The 14,252-nt window shown below is 50.3% G+C and carries 20 protein-coding genes and 1 pseudogene; 3 read left to right on the top strand and 18 right to left on the bottom strand.

Features of this window, described 5'->3' with window-relative positions:
* Positions 1–47: 47 nt before the first annotated feature.
* The 6 genes and pseudogenes from FFS57_RS01955 to FFS57_RS01980 form a co-directional block, all read right to left on the bottom strand.
* Positions 48–1,076 carry an SDR family oxidoreductase gene (locus tag FFS57_RS01955; RefSeq protein WP_137936072.1) on the bottom strand — a complete coding sequence of 343 codons (1,029 nt, stop codon included), beginning with the start codon at positions 1,074–1,076 and terminating at the stop codon, positions 48–50.
* A 96-nt stretch (positions 1,077–1,172) separates the two neighbouring features.
* Positions 1,173–1,679, bottom strand: coding sequence for an RNA pyrophosphohydrolase (locus FFS57_RS01960; RefSeq protein ID WP_137936073.1), 507 nt, complete (start codon positions 1,677–1,679; stop codon positions 1,173–1,175).
* A gap of 92 nt (positions 1,680–1,771) precedes the next feature.
* Entirely contained in the window at positions 1,772–2,560 is a 789-nt protein-coding gene (locus tag FFS57_RS01965; RefSeq protein WP_137936074.1) for a polyamine aminopropyltransferase, read from the bottom strand.
* Positions 2,560–3,495 carry a tRNA 2-thiocytidine(32) synthetase TtcA gene (gene ttcA, locus FFS57_RS01970; RefSeq protein ID WP_137936075.1) on the bottom strand — a complete coding sequence of 312 codons (936 nt, stop codon included), beginning with the start codon at positions 3,493–3,495 and terminating at the stop codon, positions 2,560–2,562. Before ttcA ends, FFS57_RS01965 begins: the two co-directional genes overlap by 1 nt.
* A gap of 102 nt (positions 3,496–3,597) precedes the next feature.
* Positions 3,598–3,768: pseudogene (locus FFS57_RS26205) on the bottom strand (cupin domain-containing protein); the annotation flags it as partial.
* A gap of 214 nt (positions 3,769–3,982) precedes the next feature.
* A complete protein-coding gene (locus FFS57_RS01980) occupies positions 3,983–4,714 on the bottom strand; it encodes a pseudouridine synthase (RefSeq protein WP_137936077.1) in 732 nt (243 codons plus the stop codon).
* 133 nt (positions 4,715–4,847) lie between these two features.
* Here FFS57_RS01980 and FFS57_RS01985 point away from each other — a divergent pair, with 133 nt between their 5' ends.
* Both FFS57_RS01985 and FFS57_RS01990 read left to right on the top strand, forming a co-directional pair.
* Complete coding sequence (locus tag FFS57_RS01985; RefSeq protein ID WP_137936078.1) at positions 4,848–5,417, top strand: DUF3617 domain-containing protein; 570 nt, start codon at positions 4,848–4,850, stop codon at positions 5,415–5,417.
* Positions 5,418–5,560: 143 nt separating this feature from the next.
* Positions 5,561–5,785: an RNA-binding S4 domain-containing protein gene (locus FFS57_RS01990; RefSeq protein WP_171013512.1), complete on the top strand. Its 225-nt coding sequence runs from the start codon at positions 5,561–5,563 to the stop codon at positions 5,783–5,785.
* Positions 5,786–5,988: 203 nt separating this feature from the next.
* Here FFS57_RS01990 and FFS57_RS01995 read toward each other — a convergent pair whose 3' ends face one another.
* From FFS57_RS01995 to FFS57_RS02025, 7 genes are all read right to left on the bottom strand, one after another.
* Positions 5,989–6,606: a hypothetical protein gene (locus FFS57_RS01995; RefSeq protein WP_137936079.1), complete on the bottom strand. Its 618-nt coding sequence runs from the start codon at positions 6,604–6,606 to the stop codon at positions 5,989–5,991.
* 420 nt (positions 6,607–7,026) lie between these two features.
* Complete coding sequence (locus tag FFS57_RS02000; protein ID WP_137936080.1) at positions 7,027–7,305, bottom strand: hypothetical protein; 279 nt, start codon at positions 7,303–7,305, stop codon at positions 7,027–7,029.
* A gap of 125 nt (positions 7,306–7,430) precedes the next feature.
* Complete coding sequence (locus FFS57_RS02005) at positions 7,431–7,874, bottom strand: hypothetical protein (protein ID WP_137936081.1); 444 nt, start codon at positions 7,872–7,874, stop codon at positions 7,431–7,433.
* Positions 7,875–7,928: 54 nt separating this feature from the next.
* Positions 7,929–10,094, bottom strand: a complete 2,166-nt coding sequence (locus FFS57_RS02010) for a replication endonuclease (protein ID WP_137936082.1) — start codon at positions 10,092–10,094, stop codon at positions 7,929–7,931.
* Positions 10,091–10,435 carry a hypothetical protein gene (locus FFS57_RS02015; protein WP_137936083.1) on the bottom strand — a complete coding sequence of 115 codons (345 nt, stop codon included), beginning with the start codon at positions 10,433–10,435 and terminating at the stop codon, positions 10,091–10,093. Before FFS57_RS02015 ends, FFS57_RS02010 begins: the two co-directional genes overlap by 4 nt.
* Before the next feature lie 90 nt (positions 10,436–10,525).
* Positions 10,526–10,795 carry an Ogr/Delta-like zinc finger protein gene (locus FFS57_RS02020; RefSeq protein ID WP_137936084.1) on the bottom strand — a complete coding sequence of 90 codons (270 nt, stop codon included), beginning with the start codon at positions 10,793–10,795 and terminating at the stop codon, positions 10,526–10,528.
* Positions 10,796–10,807: 12 nt separating this feature from the next.
* Positions 10,808–11,002: a hypothetical protein gene (locus FFS57_RS02025; RefSeq protein ID WP_137936085.1), complete on the bottom strand. Its 195-nt coding sequence runs from the start codon at positions 11,000–11,002 to the stop codon at positions 10,808–10,810.
* Positions 11,003–11,168: 166 nt separating this feature from the next.
* Here FFS57_RS02025 and FFS57_RS02030 point away from each other — a divergent pair, with 166 nt between their 5' ends.
* Positions 11,169–11,507 (top strand): helix-turn-helix domain-containing protein, encoded by a 339-nt coding sequence (locus FFS57_RS02030; protein ID WP_137936086.1) that lies wholly within the window; start codon positions 11,169–11,171, stop codon positions 11,505–11,507.
* Here FFS57_RS02030 and FFS57_RS02035 read toward each other — a convergent pair.
* The 5 genes from FFS57_RS02035 to FFS57_RS02055 all read right to left on the bottom strand — a co-directional run bounded on the left by FFS57_RS02035 (position 11,504) and on the right by FFS57_RS02055 (position 14,250).
* On the bottom strand, positions 11,504–11,830 hold the full coding sequence (locus FFS57_RS02035; RefSeq protein ID WP_137936087.1) for a hypothetical protein: 327 nt from the start codon (positions 11,828–11,830) through the stop codon (positions 11,504–11,506). The genes FFS57_RS02030 and FFS57_RS02035 overlap by 4 nt on opposite strands.
* Positions 11,831–12,091: 261 nt before the next feature.
* Positions 12,092–12,397, bottom strand: a complete 306-nt coding sequence (locus FFS57_RS02040; RefSeq protein WP_137936088.1) for a hypothetical protein — start codon at positions 12,395–12,397, stop codon at positions 12,092–12,094.
* A 372-nt stretch (positions 12,398–12,769) separates the two neighbouring features.
* Positions 12,770–13,165 carry a hypothetical protein gene (locus FFS57_RS02045; protein WP_137936089.1) on the bottom strand — a complete coding sequence of 132 codons (396 nt, stop codon included), beginning with the start codon at positions 13,163–13,165 and terminating at the stop codon, positions 12,770–12,772.
* Between the two features lie 8 nt (positions 13,166–13,173).
* On the bottom strand, positions 13,174–13,683 hold the full coding sequence (locus FFS57_RS02050) for a hypothetical protein (RefSeq protein WP_137936090.1): 510 nt from the start codon (positions 13,681–13,683) through the stop codon (positions 13,174–13,176).
* Positions 13,684–13,749: 66 nt separating this feature from the next.
* Complete coding sequence (locus FFS57_RS02055) at positions 13,750–14,250, bottom strand: hypothetical protein (RefSeq protein ID WP_137936091.1); 501 nt, start codon at positions 14,248–14,250, stop codon at positions 13,750–13,752.
* Between the last annotated feature and the right edge of the window lie 2 nt (positions 14,251–14,252).

Raw genomic sequence — 14,252 nt, forward strand, 5'->3', positions numbered from 1 at the left:
AATGTACTTTCCAAGTGCATCACATCATTCCACAGGCGGCACAACAGTCAAGCCAGCGATTTCATGTACCAGTCGATGGCTTCCTGCAAACCTTGTTCGATGGTATGGCTTGGCTCATAGCCAAGCAATTGCTGCGCCTTGCCAATGTCGGCCTGGGAATGACGTACATCACCAGCCCGGAAGGGCCGATAGATGGGTTGAAAACTGGCCAGATGTGGGTAATGTGGCATCAATACCCGCTGCATCATTGCCAACAGCTGGTTCAAGCTGGTACGCCCGCCCACAGCCACATTATAGACTTGGTTGACGGCATCGGGATTCGATGATGTCGCAGCCAACAAGTTTGCTTGTACCGTATTGGCGATGTAACAGAAATCGCGCGTAGTCTCGCCATCCCCATTTACATACAACGCCTCCCCGCGAATCATCGCAGACAACCATTTTGGAATGACTGCTGCGTAAGCACCATTTGGATCTTGCCGCGGACCAAATACGTTGAAGTAACGCAGACCAATCACTTCCATGCCATAGCTTCGTGCAAACACATCTGCATACAGCTCATTCACAAATTTGGTGACGGCATAAGGCGAGAGAGGGCGACCAATGACATCTTCCACCTTGGGCAAAGACGGGTGATCGCCATAAGTAGAGCTGGATCCGGCATAAACGAAGCGTTTCACATTGGCATCCCGTGCTGCAACCAGCATATTGAGAAAACCCGTGATATTGGCTGCGTTACTGGTAATCGGATCTTCCAAAGAACGCGGAACCGAACCCAAAGCTGCTTGATGCAACACATAATCAACACCCATCACTGCTTGCTGACAATCAGCAAGCTCACGGATATCGCCCTCAATGAAACGGAAACGTTGCCATTGGGCCTCCGTGACGCTGCTGTTGATCAGCATCAGATTGTGGCGGTGCCCGGTGGCAAAGTTATCCAGACCAAACACTTGCTGATCCAGCTTAAGCAGGGTTTCAACCAAATTCGAACCGATAAAGCCGGCTGCGCCGGTGACAAGCCAAGTTCGAGGATGAAGTTGAAGATTTTGACGAAGGCTTTCGTATGCAGTCATAAGGAAACGTTTAAAGGCCGATCAAAGGCCCAAAAGAGAGACTTGATTGACAAGTTATAGCAAACAAAGTGCCGACATAACGCCGGCCCCTTGCATTCAGCGAGATTCGCCATTACGCGTTCGACGGTGGTCAGACATCAGATAGCGTTCGAGTTCCTTCAGTGCCAGCGCATACACATCACGCTTGAATTCAATCACACTATCGATCGGCGCCCAATAATCATTCCATCGCCAGGCATCAAACTCCGGGTGATTGGTCTTGCGAAGACTGACATCGCAATCTCGCCCGACCAATCTGAGCAAAAACCAGATCTGCTTTTGCCCTTTATAGCTGCCGCGCCATTCGCGACGAATCCAGTTGGTCGGCACGTTGTAACGCAACCAGTCCTTGGTACGACCCAAAATACGCACATGGCGTGATTCCAGGCCGACTTCCTCCAACAGCTCTCGGTACATCGCTTGCTCGGGAGACTCCCCGGGCTTGATGCCACCTTGTGGAAACTGCCAAGAGTGTTCGCGTATCCGCTTCCCCCAAAAAACCTGATTTCTTGCGTTACAAAGTATGATGCCGACATTAGGGCGATAGCCGTCCTTGTCGAGCATGGTAAATTACCAAATTGTGTAGTTGGCTCGATTTTTTCACATTTCGGAAGGGATGGAAAGCGTCGTTACTACAGCCGTTTGCTGCACTAGGACTATATCAGCAGACGCTTATCCGAATGCATATTCAACTTGCCAAGCTGACTCACAAAAACTGGGAATTCCAAGCCATACTGCTGCTCCAAGGCTTTCGCCCGGTCACGCAAATCCGTCCATTTAGGATTGCCTGGCGAACGCTTGAAAGCCAGAACCGTGACATTGCCTTTGGTTTGTGCGGGCAAACAGGCCACATGACCGTCAAATACGCGCTCAATACGTTGTAGCCAAGTATCAAACAAGCGGTGGTTTCCCCACAGATTAACCACCAACACGCCATCCTGTGTCAGTGCATCGCGACAATGCTGGTAAAACGCCTCGGTATTCAACTGCTCAACGATTTCATAACCGTCATAGCCATCCACCAACATGACATCTGCCACCTCATTGCGGCCAGCCACATAGCAAGCGCCATCCTCCAACAGGATCTGCAATCGATCATCGTCGGACGGCACGCAAAACATAGCCCGTGCAACTTGTACAATCTGCGGGTTGATTTCCACCACCAGATTGATGGCATTAGGTAGGTACCTATAGATCCATTTGACGACTGAGCCCCCACCCAAGCCAATCGTTACAATCTGCCTGGGATCTGCATGAAACAGCAGAAAACCCATCATGCAACGGGTGTATTCCAATACCAATTCATCGGGTGCCGATACCTTCATCGAACTCTGCACGGTAATTGACCCGAGGTGGAGCGAGCGAATACCTTTTTCCTCGCTAACATCGACCTGACCATGCATCCCAGTCGACTTATACAGTCGTTTGCTTCCAAACAGGCCCATTATTCGCAGCCCGTTGCCCGCTTGCTGGCCAGAATATTGGGAAAGGCCACAATAGCCTCAGCAGACACAGGATCGGTAAAGGTTTCCTTATCGAAAGCCTTATCACCATCAGGGTTGGGTAAACCAGTAGGTTGAAGGCCGCGGAAATCGAATAGGTTCGGATCTGCCAAATGGGATGGCACTACATTTTGCAACGCTGTAAACATGGTTTCGATGCGCCCTGGGAATTTCTTGTCCCATTGGTTGAGCATGTCCTTGACTACTTGCCGCTGCAAATTGGGCTGTGAACCACACAGGTTACATGGAATGATCGGAAAAGCCCGCATCACAGCGTATTTTTCCAGGTCCTTTTCACGGCAGTAGGCAAGCGGACGGACTACCACATGGCGGCCATCATCCGATACCAATTTAGGTGGCATGGATTTCAACTTTCCGCCATAAAACATGTTTAGAAACAGGGTTTCCAACATATCGTCACGGTGATGACCCAAAGCGATCTTGGTTGCACCTAATTCGTCTGCCACTCGATACAAAATACCACGACGCAGGCGGGAGCACAGTCCGCATGTGGTTTTACCTTCCGGTACGACACGTTTGACAATACTGTAGGTATCTTCCTCAACAATTCGGAACGGCACGCCAATTTTCGCGAGGTAATCCGGCAGAACGTGCTCAGGAAAACCTGGCTGTTTCTGATCCAAGTTGACAGCCACCAGTTCAAAATCAATCGGGGCATGTTTTTGCAGGTTCATCAAAATATCAAGCATGGCATAGCTATCTTTGCCACCTGACAGACAAACCATGATCTTGTCACCTGGCTCAATCATGCTGAAGTCGTTGATTGCCTCACCTACTGCATGTCGCAATCGCTTGGTAAGCTTATTTACGTTGAATTCTGCCTTGCGCGCGGCCTCGGCCTGAACGTTGCTGTCCATCGTACCTACTATCCTGAAAAAACCAACGGGGCTCTGTGCCCCGCCGCTAACATTAAGAAATTACTGACATTTTACCGGATGAACAGAAAAACTTCGACCCTGTCATTCAACTGACTTACCTGGTTCGAAAACCACATACAACTTACGTGCCGGCTCAAGTACTCGCCATGTACCTTTAAAACCAACTGGAATCATAAAAGTACTACCTGCTGACAGCATGATGTACCCACCCTGCTCACTCTTGATTTCAACTTTACCCGCCAGCAAATGGCAAAATTCGTTGTCAGCATACTAGACACACCAACTAGCAATGCCACCCTCCCAAATGCCAGTACTGAATTCACTTGTCACATCCGTAAAATAATTCCACACCTGTTGAGCACCCAAACCTTCAACACTTCTTTCAGGCATCAGATCGAATGTTTCAGGCGCCACTGCTTGCGTATCAAGCACTACAATATCCCGAATGCCCACACCCACATTCGCTTCAGAATGATTCGTCTGCTGACAGATACCGCCATTGTCCCTGTGGCAAATTACCCAACATCACTTTTCCAATTCGAATTCGCTTCAAGCCAACCACTTTCAGGCCAACCAAGTCACACATACGACGAATCTGGCGCTTTTTGCCTTCACGCAAAATGAAACGCAGCTGGTCTTCGTTTTGCCACCATACTTTCGCTGGCTTTAGGGCTTGGCCATCCAGTGACAAACCATGATTCAGTTGGCGCAGGCCATCTGGCGACAATTTACCTGCCACCCGAACCAGGTATTCTTTTTCTACCCCGCTGTCTTCCCCAATCAGTTGTTTGGCAATACGACCATCCTGGGTCAGTACCAACAATCCCACTGAATCGATATCCAGTCGTCCTGCTGGGGCCAGCCCTTTCATATGCCCAGGTTGAAAACGAATCCGAGAAGGATCTTCGCGCCACTGACGATCAGGTGTAATCAATGTTGCTGCAGGCTTATAACCCTGTTCAGCTTGACCAGACACATACCCGACAGGCTTGTTCAGCAAAATGGTGACACGCTGACTTTGTGTCGCTTTGGCTTGGGCATCCAACACAATGCGTTGCGAGAGCAGCACCTTACTACCGAGTTGATCGACCACCACACCGTCGACCTTGACCCATCCTCTGGCGATATACTCATCTGCCTCTCGGCGAGAGCACAAACCAAGCTCCGCCATGCGCTTGGATAGTCGAATTGGTTCCATTTTGCATCTGCTTCAGTTGACTAACGGCTATTGTACCCCGCCGAACGCACAAAGCAGCAGACGGTGCAATCGCGTATGCTGGATCAAGACAGCATTTTTCAGATGATCCAATCGATTATCAAGGAGTACAAGCATGAGACACGTCCTCACTATCGGCCTGATTCTAACTGGCCTTTGCCCACTCACTCAGGCGAAAGGCCCACAACTAGGCGTTACTTTTCCAAATATGAAGCTAGGCTTGTGGGAGGTTCACAGTGAAATTGTCGGTAACGATGCACAAGCCGAAGTCATGCGCCAGCAACAAAAACAGATGCAAGAAATGATGAAGAAAATGTCACCGGAAGCACGGGCTCAAATGCAACAAGCTATAGGCAAGCAAGGTATGCATTACGATCCGGGCAGCGGTAGCGTCAAGGTCTGTATCAAACCTGAACGCATCCAGTCTCTGAAGCAGGGGGAAGTGGAAACACCTCAGCATTGCTCGAAACCAGTCATCACAACCCGAAACAACGGCTGGTCATTTACAATGAGTTGCAATGAAAAAGGTCGACGCACAGACATGACTGGGAATGTCACATTGAGTGGCGACAGCGCCTATACCAGCACTTTCAACATCGCCTCGCAAAACGAGACGGGACAAACCAAGATCATGGCGTTCAAGCAATCCGCCAAATGGATTTCAGCTGCTTGTATTCAAGGCTGACTAATTCGATGACAACTCGGCAAGTATCCCTTGATGCTCAGTCTCATCTTGCGGGTTGCATAGGCCAACCAGTATGCTACTGCGCCCTACTTGGCACTATAAGCAGGTAGGCTTTTTTGCTTGTACTCAAGAAATAATACCCAATGCCTGAAATCGAATTTGAATTACGTGACGAATTTGTGGAGCTCCATCAATTACTGAAACTAACTGGGCTGGCCGACAGTGGTGGCATGGGCAAGATGTTAGTTTCGAATGGAGAGGTCACTGTAGATGGCCAACCAGAAAGCCGGAAAACCGCCAAAATTCGTGCCAACCAAGTTGTAGAATGTCTAGGTACACGCATCATCGTGCGCAACTCCAATCAGTGAACACCGTCCACATGAATACAACTCGGCACTTGATCCATATCACATCACTTGTCATGCGCTGGGGGGACATGGATGCACTTGGCCAGCCATAGGCAATTCAAAATATATACGTCAGCCATGTCACAGAATTGCCAGGGCGTTACAACTTTCTAAAGATAAACCGGCCGAAGCCGGTTTATCAGAAGAACGCTAGTTCACTGCACCTATTCCTTTGATGGGTACCAGTACGATATGCCTTTTGCAATAACCCCATCGACTCGACCAAACCGATTTTCAAGCGCCATCACCACATCAGGCGGAAAGGCTGGTAGGTCACCCACCAAATAACTGACATACCGTTCAAATTCAGGATGATTCTTCCAATAGCCGCCATCGATGGCCGCATCCAATGATCGATCAAACCAAGCTCGCAATATTAATAAAGCACCCTCCACATGGCTTTCTGCTTCTTCAACAGCCATTAGAGCGTAACCGCGCTTTTTACTGGCCTCACGCCCCACATGATGCTGAGGCGTGTACTTCAAGGCAACGGCAGCCAATTCAAAATTTTCATGTCGGGCTTGGTGCTCTTTGCGATCTTCAACCAGATCGGGACAAAACAGCCATCCGCAATAGGCACAGGTTGCCACATTGCCCGAATGGACGAGATGCTGATCAAGCGCCTGCTGCCTTCTCTTTTTCAGTTCGTGGTAATTTCGTACGCCAAATAGATTCTGAGCGGCGAGCGATAGCAGTTGAGCATGTGAACGCTTAGACAAATCTCGCCCAAGCTTCTTTGCTTCTCGTTTGACATGCATCATATCTGCAAAAGTAACTTGCATAGGGCCTCCAGTTCTTCAGTGGTCCGCTCAGTGAAGCTATCATTTCAAGACTGGGAATGGCCTACTACGGGCCTGGTAGTGCATCAAAGCTTTGCGTATGCGGACGTGCCAGCACCTACCGAGTGCATGCCCCGCAGGTTAGTGATTCAGCCGATTGGTGTCAACAAACACCTATTCGCAGCAGTTCTGCTGAAAATCAGAAATCGCAAACAAATTAAAAAAGCCCATGTCTTTGGCATGGGCTTCTGAAATTTTCTATATCTGGACATTACAGGTAGTTAATTCTTACCAAGCTTCCAAAATCATCAACAACAGCTAAGTATGGTAAGGCTGGGATGCCGAACAAAACTTCACGAACAAGAGTAAATCGACGATCTAACGGCCACTTTTCGATATAGCATTGATACATATGCCGCCTACCTAAGCCGCTTGCATGGAAACGTTTTGGACAACTGCTACTGGTGGTTCACTGTACACACGAACATGGCCTTGTCCGATCAATGTATTCTTGTAGATACCCAGCGTGACATTGAAAGCCTCTCTTGCCACACTTGAACCCACTTCGATAACACGTCCATTGCGATCAACAATCGCCAACTGAGCCGGTTCACCGTCACTTGTTTCGACTTTCAGCCCTTCAAAGCAGGTTCCGCTGATTTTTGCTGCGGCAAGCTGCCCAGTTTTCGGAATTCCAATCATTGCATTTCCTTTTTGTTAGTTTGTATCTGAGATGTTTTGTTCTGTTCTATACGCAGTTGCCCAAAACAACTGCGCTAGAAATCGTTTCTGTTCTGTTGCTAGCCAGTGCTGCCAGCTGATCCATTTCAAAATATGTCCGTTGCACATAAAGCGGGTTTCTCGTCGGTGTAGCCGTCCAGATAAGATGACCATTGATATTGCCGATCCAGGCACTGCCCAATATGGTCGGTCAACAGTGATTCCGCCTGCTCCGGATCAAGCTTCCGATACTCAACCCACATTGCAGGGTGATGACCGAAATGGACTGAATAGCTCACATCTTCTCGTTCGAATTCCGGCAACGCCGCGAGCCGTTTCTGGTAAAGCAGAAAATTCAGCATGTCGTTAATGCACTGCAGCCTTTGAGATGCATTCAGCACCTTCGCCAATTTGTATTGAATGGCATTTCTAATTTTGCGCATTTCATTGTCTGACGTTGTCCAGATAGGGCAATCACTCCCCATCAAATGCACAAACTCGACTCGCTGCATTTTCTTTTTCCTGTACTTCTGCATTCTTCGTTTTTTCATTTTTTATTTTCCTTATCATTCAAACAAATAGACTGCCCACGCGCACATACGCGCTTAAATCCAATCCTCTCCATCCCAATCATGAAGCACCATCGCAAAGGGCGGACTGCCGGAAACCAGGCGCCGAAGTGCCATTTCTTCGAACGTTGGTTCTAGATGCGCCTTTCTATGTCGTTCCAATCGCGTTATTAAGTTGATTGGAACCGGCCGGCGATGGCGGTGATAGAAATCGCGTAGTTTTAGATCCACTTCGTTTTGCTGCTGGTTATTACAGTTATTGACACGAGTCCAAGCTGTGCGGCGCGCCGCACCGGATGTGCTCGCCGGGGGCTCGCGACGTTTGATTTCCCATTCATGGATGCGGGTGGTGACACACTGCCCGGTTTGGGCATCGGTCACCCCGAGAATGCGGCAGCCGGTTTCTTCCCCATATTGATTGGCCACGCCACGCTCTTTCAGCGTGACCAATGCCAATTCCTTACGTGGGCAATAGACGCCACCCATGGCTTCAACATACCGCCCCCACTTGCTGGCATCGGCTGCCAAGGCTGCATCCATCAATGCCCCTTCGCTATCGATGTGACCGAACTGGGCCTGCAACGCATCGCGCTGCTCACGCGCCTGTAACGCTTGTTGCAGGCTGCAATCGGCGCCACCGGGCGGCGTGTCTTCCGACAGCTCCCCCGCATTCAGGCGGCGCAATTCCCGCCAGATCGTGACCGGCACTGCGCCCAGCTGTTGAAATTGGCGAATCCCCCACACGCTGGCCCATGCCTGTACCCGCTCGGCAAATGCGGGCGCGTCGATGCCGTCGAAGGTGTCACCCATGGATTCACCGTTGACCTTGCATCCGGTCAACGCCTTGCAGATGTACTTGACGATGTAACCCGCTGCGCTGCCCAGTTGCAGATCAATCGGCAGTACCTTGACGCGGACTTCCTCACAGCCGGTGACCTCTTCCGGGGATTCACGCAGCGCGTACTCACACAGAACCTGCATGGCGCGGGCATGCTGCGCTGACTCGGAGAACAGCAATAAATGCCAGTGCGGGCAGCCATCGTGGTGGGGTTCCGCCACCCGGAAGCCATACAGCCGGATACCTTCCTGATGCAGTGCGGCCCGCACCTCACTCCACAACTTGGTCAGATACGCCTGGGCATCCCGTGGGGTGCTGCCGTCGTATTTGGGGTTGGCTTTGCCGGTGGCCTTGATGAAGGCGTGAAAGCGTGACGGGCAGGAAATCGTCACAAACGAGCCCGGATGGCCGCGCTCACGGGCAATCTCTTCAAATCCCCGCACCCTTACCATCAATTCCGCAAAGCGCACGCTCGGATTGCTGACACCCACATCCGACAGTTCCGCCAGCGTGTAACAGTCACCCTGTTCGTTGATGGCTTCGGTTTGTTCCAACATGGCCCGATTGCGCTTACGCTGGCCACGTACCCGTTGCAAGGCCTCCTCCGACACATACAGCGCCCGACCTGCACGCACCATGCCCATGCGAATGGCAGCGGCTTCCAGGCGGCGCAGATGCACCACCCGCAATTGACGGCGCCACCACTTCGGGTCTTGCAGTCGCAGCAACAGGCTCTGCACGGTGACACCGCGTTTGCCCACTGCTGGCAATTTCGCTTCCACCCGCATCACTACTTGCTTGGCAAGTGCCAGGCGGCTGGCATCGTCACCCCAAGGCAATTTGGCAATGCTCGCCACATGGTTCGCCAGTGCCTGGGCGTGCTCGACCAACTCGGCATCGGTGGCGGACGCGTTGACCTGATCACAGATGCCTTGCAGCTGCTGCAGGATTTCCCGATACAGCGCCATGCCGTGTTGCCAGTCCGCTGCCGTGAACTGTGGCTGCTCCACCACCAGCTTATCAATGGGCTGTATGAACAGCGCCGGCAGGCTGGTGACTTGACTGGCAAGCTCCCGTGCCTGTCGGGTCAACTCGTCATCGGTGACAGCGGGCTTGATGGGGGCGGCTTCCGGGTCCATCGCCTTGATGACCTCGCGGAACAGCGTGACACCCTTTTTCCAGTCAGTGGCGGCAAAGTGGGCAATCGCCAACTCATCGACCGGCTGGCGGAAGTACTCGGGCAAGCTGAACCACGCCTGCTTGCGCAGTTGCTTGACCCACCATTCCCCCCAGATTTCCCGCGCCTCTTCAATCGGCGTTGGCAAAATCGGCTTGGTGGTGATCGGATCACGACGAAACGTCATCGCTTGGCCCCCTGATCACGCATTTGCTTGGTCTCTAGCGCATGCCAAATCTGGCCGAGTTGGGCGCGAATGGTGTCGAAGTGAATCGGCGTTACATCCAGTGCCAGTTTCTGACTGAGGCTGGCCATACCGATCATCTGTTGATTGATGGCCAGCAAACCGGACTCCAGCAAGGCGAGGGCTTCCAGCTGGGCACGGGTCAGCGGCTTGGTCATGGGGACTACCGCAGCGGGTGTGCTGACCACGGGCACCCGGCGGCGATTGTGTTTAGCCTGGGCCAGTTGAACACGCATGGCCGCCAGCGAGATGGCAGCGAGTTCACGTCCGGTGGCGGTTTGCATGGTGGTCCTTTCCAGTCAGTAGGCAAAGCGAGCCCCTCACCGACCTAATCAGGTCGTGATCGGCGGAATTCGCGTCGTGGGTTTTAGGTGTTAACTATCGAAATCCAGCGTGAGCTGGTTACTGCGATGTAGTACCGATGCGATGGCATGTAGCCGTGCACGATTGGCGACAGGCAAGTGAACATGTGGATTCGGTATTGCTGAGGGGGACAGGGTTTCCAGATGCTCACGCAACGCTCGAAAGGTATGGCCACAAACGGGGTTCGAACACTGGAAATACTCTTCCTGTGTAATCTCAGTCAGGTAACGGCTGCTTCGGGTATTGGCCGTAAAGCCGCAATGTGCGCATTTGGTTGCCATCCCGTTACACCTTTATCGTTGTTGCTTTTCCCATACCTGCAGGCCGGTCAAGTAGACCAAACGGGCAAGTGCGCCATCCGTCAGATTGTGACGGACAGCCAATTCATCAAAGCGCTTACGCTCGTCTGGCATCAAGCGCATGGCAATAGCACGTTTGTCGATTCCATTCGGAATGCGACGACGCATCGACCTGTTTTGCATATGCATGATATCTCCCTGTAGCGGGTTGTATTAGAATGTATGTTACAGCCATTCATAATACATAGTATTCCATACTTTTACAATGGATTTCTATTGTATATCTTATCTTGAGTTGGCATAAACATGCAAAACCATACAAATCTAACTTGTCTCAGCCAACGGAGAATGAACGATGAGCGCAGCACCTGACCTCGATTTCGGAACTCGATTGTTTTCGGAGCGTAAGCGGTTGGAGATGACACAAGGCGCAATGGCCAAAGCGGCAGGGGTGACGGTGTTAACCTATGGAAACTATGAACGCGGCACACAAACGCCAAATGCGACGGTGCTGGCGAACTTGCATACGATTGGTGTAGATGTGCTGTTTGTGCTGACAGGCACTCAGAACGAGGCCGTTTTGTCACCGGATGATACGGAATTGCTGGTGTCACTGAATACGTTAGACACCCGCCTACGGCGTAGCCTTGTGACGGGTGTATTGGAAACCATCAAGGTATATAACGAAAATTAGACAATCTTTCGAAGTTGTTCACCCTGCTGATGGATTTTAGCGTGAAGCGGTTCCAGCAACGAATAGACGTTCGCAGCTGAAATTGACTTGTCACCTGAACTGGACAGAAAGTCCAGGATTGTTTCCATGCTTCGTTCAACAATTTCTATATGGCCAGAAATCGTTTGTAATGGTTCGAGATTGGCCACAACAACGTCAATCTGACATTGCAGGTCGTTATATACATTGGCCAAAGTCGGGCTGGCGACAGCAACTTCTGTTTCCAGCCGGGCAATTTGATCGGAAATTTTGCTAAGCACTACAAATGGCGGTTTTTTTATCATTATTCGTTTATATCTTGAACTTCAAACTGAACAATGATAGTAAGCCAGATGCTGCATCGCAGCAATAGTCACACAAACAATTTTAAACTGGATTATAAAATTGTTTAGGATGTTGGCATATTGACTATGGGCAATGCATTTGCTGAATGAATCTCAACTGTAATGCGCAGTAACCCACCGTATCTAAAAAGTAAAAGCCAGCACTGTGACACTGGCTTTTTTTGCGGGGCAGGCTGGTACGGTAAATAATTGCAAATATGGCTACGCGGTCAAGTTACGGATAGCTGCATAGGGCACGTCTAGCAAACCTGATTCACCCCGGAAAAAGTAACGGCCAGCCCTGCTGTCGATCATGCGATTGATAAACGCCCTATCACCCCTGCGAAATTTAGCCGCAACCTGACAGCCTGCGGTGTCCATCATGATCAACTTGTTCAACAACGCTTCAAAAGTGGCGGAACACCCCCCAGGCAAAAACAGGTGTGGCACCACTGCAAGCGCGCCAGAATCCGCCTCTACGTCTTGATAGATTGCCCGCCTAGCGGCACCTTGATCAACAGCCCACATGACGCCAGTCAAAAACGGGCCATGGTCATCTGCAAAATACTGCCCAGAAAAAGGCGACAAGCACACAAAAATACTATCCGACACCTGATGAAGCGCACGGCCGATTTTTTCAGTATTGATACTATAACTCGACAAAGCACGTAACGGTGTCCAGACCGGTATTGCCAATAGTTGATGGGCTAATTGCCATTCAGACTTTATCCCATTGAATGCCCCCCTAAAAGTTCTGTATTTTTTTATAAAGACCAATAGTTTAAGCCAGCCATCAATTGAAACGGGATTATATTCAGTGAATTCAGAGCAGCTTCAATGAGTCAGAGAAAAAATCACACTCCCATATCTCAAATCCAGAAGTTTGCTTAACGGTCCTTGCTAGGTGCCCCGAGTGGTGATGTACAGCAGCGGATCATCGGTGGCGCTACCATGCGCGGTGCTCCACAGTGGTGTTTGATATTGCCCAGCTGGGTAACCGGCGATGATATCATCGCTCACATACTGGTAATCCTGACTACCCGCGCCATCTGTGCGGCCGATGCGCTTGCCGTCGGCGTCGTAACGGTAGCGGCCCAGCAGGGTGCCGGCGGCGCTGTCCAGGTTGATCTGGGTCAGTTGTTGCAGGCTGTTGTACCGGAAGGCGTGTTGCACAGTGCCAACACGCTTCAGCGTCAGGTTGCCGTTCGGGTCGTACTGGAAGCTGCCCAGCAGGGCGTTGGTGACGGCAATTATCCGACGAAATCGACCACTCTGATCCCAACGATTTACTCCCATACTACACCTTAGCTTGTTTTTGGGGGAAGCTTATATAGTGCTGCATATGGCTCTTCACTCTCTCCGCCCTTGGGGTTTCGGAAGAAGAAGGTATATTCTCGGCTGTCCAATTTCCTATGAACAAACGCCCCGTCTGAAGCAATTCTATATGAGCCAGCTTCTATGCAGCCATTTGGCATAATTTCCATAAGGGTATCCCTAATTGCTCCATACGTTGGCAGGCAGGAATTTGGTAGAAACGAAATTGGAATTGGCACTACCGATCCTTTATCCTCTTCAATCTCCATTGTAATAGCCCGTAATGCAGCTCCAGGTTCACATGCCCACAATATTCCAGCAATAAATGGTGCCTGCGGATTACTCACAAGGCAGCCTTCTTTATATGGACTAACCAAAATATAGATGTTCTCTCCGGCTATATACAGCGAATTTCCAAGTTTATCGAAACTATTACCTGATGAAGTCAAATCAGAAATCGGTGTCCATCGCTTTATTGCAAATACGTCCTGAATATCCATAACTACCTCGTCAAGACCGTCACCTTCTCACCCGCTGCAGGCTGCTTCATCCATTATAAATTCGTGCTAATAAGAAAGCTTATATATCACAGCATATGGCAATTCATCGTCTCTGGCCTCTCTCTCTCGAAAAAAGAAGGCAAAAGATTTTGATTCTATTGATCGATGCACAAAGGCTCCATCTTTGGCAATTCGGTAAATTGCCGTCTCTAAATACTCTTCAGATAGCACTGACTTCAGCACTTTCTTTACTTGGCCGTAGGTAGCATCGACGCCGAAGGGGAAAAACTCCTTCGGCACGACTCCTGAAGCCCCTTGATCAGATTCAATGTCAAAATTCGTTGCGCGTAAAGCAGCGCCATTGTCGGCAGCCCACATAACTCCTACGATAAATGGCGCCCCGGGATCGGTCGCTAGGCTCTTGCCCTTATAATTGGACACTATCAAGTATGTTGATGAGCCTACAAAATAAAGCCTTTCTCCGATTTGTTCACAAATATTCAATTTGCCGCTTAATAATTTAAGCGAAGTCCATTTTTCGATATCAAGCAGTTGTAAATCTTGCATAT

Origin of the sequence: Chitinivorax sp. B (assembly GCF_005503445.1) — a bacterium.
Taxonomy (GTDB): Bacteria; Pseudomonadota; Gammaproteobacteria; order Burkholderiales; family SCOH01; genus Chitinivorax.

What these genes read in the sequence shown, in the direction of transcription:
- FFS57_RS01955 (WP_137936072.1), bottom strand. Translation starts at nt 1,076, where the DNA reads ATGACTGCATACGAAAGCCTTCGTCAAAATCTTCAACTTCATCCTCGA.
- FFS57_RS01960 (WP_137936073.1), bottom strand. Translation starts at nt 1,679, where the DNA reads ATGCTCGACAAGGACGGCTATCGCCCTAATGTCGGCATCATACTTTGT.
- FFS57_RS01965 (WP_137936074.1), bottom strand. Translation starts at nt 2,560, where the DNA reads ATGGGCCTGTTTGGAAGCAAACGACTGTATAAGTCGACTGGGATGCAT.
- ttcA (WP_137936075.1), bottom strand. Translation starts at nt 3,495, where the DNA reads ATGGACAGCAACGTTCAGGCCGAGGCCGCGCGCAAGGCAGAATTCAAC.
- FFS57_RS01980 (WP_137936077.1), bottom strand. Translation starts at nt 4,714, where the DNA reads ATGGAACCAATTCGACTATCCAAGCGCATGGCGGAGCTTGGTTTGTGC.
- FFS57_RS01985 (WP_137936078.1), top strand. Translation starts at nt 4,848, where the DNA reads ATGAGACACGTCCTCACTATCGGCCTGATTCTAACTGGCCTTTGCCCA.
- FFS57_RS01990 (WP_171013512.1), top strand. Translation starts at nt 5,561, where the DNA reads ATGCCTGAAATCGAATTTGAATTACGTGACGAATTTGTGGAGCTCCAT.
- FFS57_RS01995 (WP_137936079.1), bottom strand. Translation starts at nt 6,606, where the DNA reads ATGCAAGTTACTTTTGCAGATATGATGCATGTCAAACGAGAAGCAAAG.
- FFS57_RS02000 (WP_137936080.1), bottom strand. Translation starts at nt 7,305, where the DNA reads ATGATTGGAATTCCGAAAACTGGGCAGCTTGCCGCAGCAAAAATCAGC.
- FFS57_RS02005 (WP_137936081.1), bottom strand. Translation starts at nt 7,874, where the DNA reads ATGAAAAAACGAAGAATGCAGAAGTACAGGAAAAAGAAAATGCAGCGA.
- FFS57_RS02010 (WP_137936082.1), bottom strand. Translation starts at nt 10,094, where the DNA reads ATGACGTTTCGTCGTGATCCGATCACCACCAAGCCGATTTTGCCAACG.
- FFS57_RS02015 (WP_137936083.1), bottom strand. Translation starts at nt 10,435, where the DNA reads ATGCAAACCGCCACCGGACGTGAACTCGCTGCCATCTCGCTGGCGGCC.
- FFS57_RS02020 (WP_137936084.1), bottom strand. Translation starts at nt 10,795, where the DNA reads ATGGCAACCAAATGCGCACATTGCGGCTTTACGGCCAATACCCGAAGC.
- FFS57_RS02025 (WP_137936085.1), bottom strand. Translation starts at nt 11,002, where the DNA reads ATGCATATGCAAAACAGGTCGATGCGTCGTCGCATTCCGAATGGAATC.
- FFS57_RS02030 (WP_137936086.1), top strand. Translation starts at nt 11,169, where the DNA reads ATGAGCGCAGCACCTGACCTCGATTTCGGAACTCGATTGTTTTCGGAG.
- FFS57_RS02035 (WP_137936087.1), bottom strand. Translation starts at nt 11,830, where the DNA reads ATGATAAAAAAACCGCCATTTGTAGTGCTTAGCAAAATTTCCGATCAA.
- FFS57_RS02040 (WP_137936088.1), bottom strand. Translation starts at nt 12,397, where the DNA reads ATGTGGGCTGTTGATCAAGGTGCCGCTAGGCGGGCAATCTATCAAGAC.
- FFS57_RS02045 (WP_137936089.1), bottom strand. Translation starts at nt 13,165, where the DNA reads ATGGGAGTAAATCGTTGGGATCAGAGTGGTCGATTTCGTCGGATAATT.
- FFS57_RS02050 (WP_137936090.1), bottom strand. Translation starts at nt 13,683, where the DNA reads ATGGATATTCAGGACGTATTTGCAATAAAGCGATGGACACCGATTTCT.
- FFS57_RS02055 (WP_137936091.1), bottom strand. Translation starts at nt 14,250, where the DNA reads ATGCAAGATTTACAACTGCTTGATATCGAAAAATGGACTTCGCTTAAA.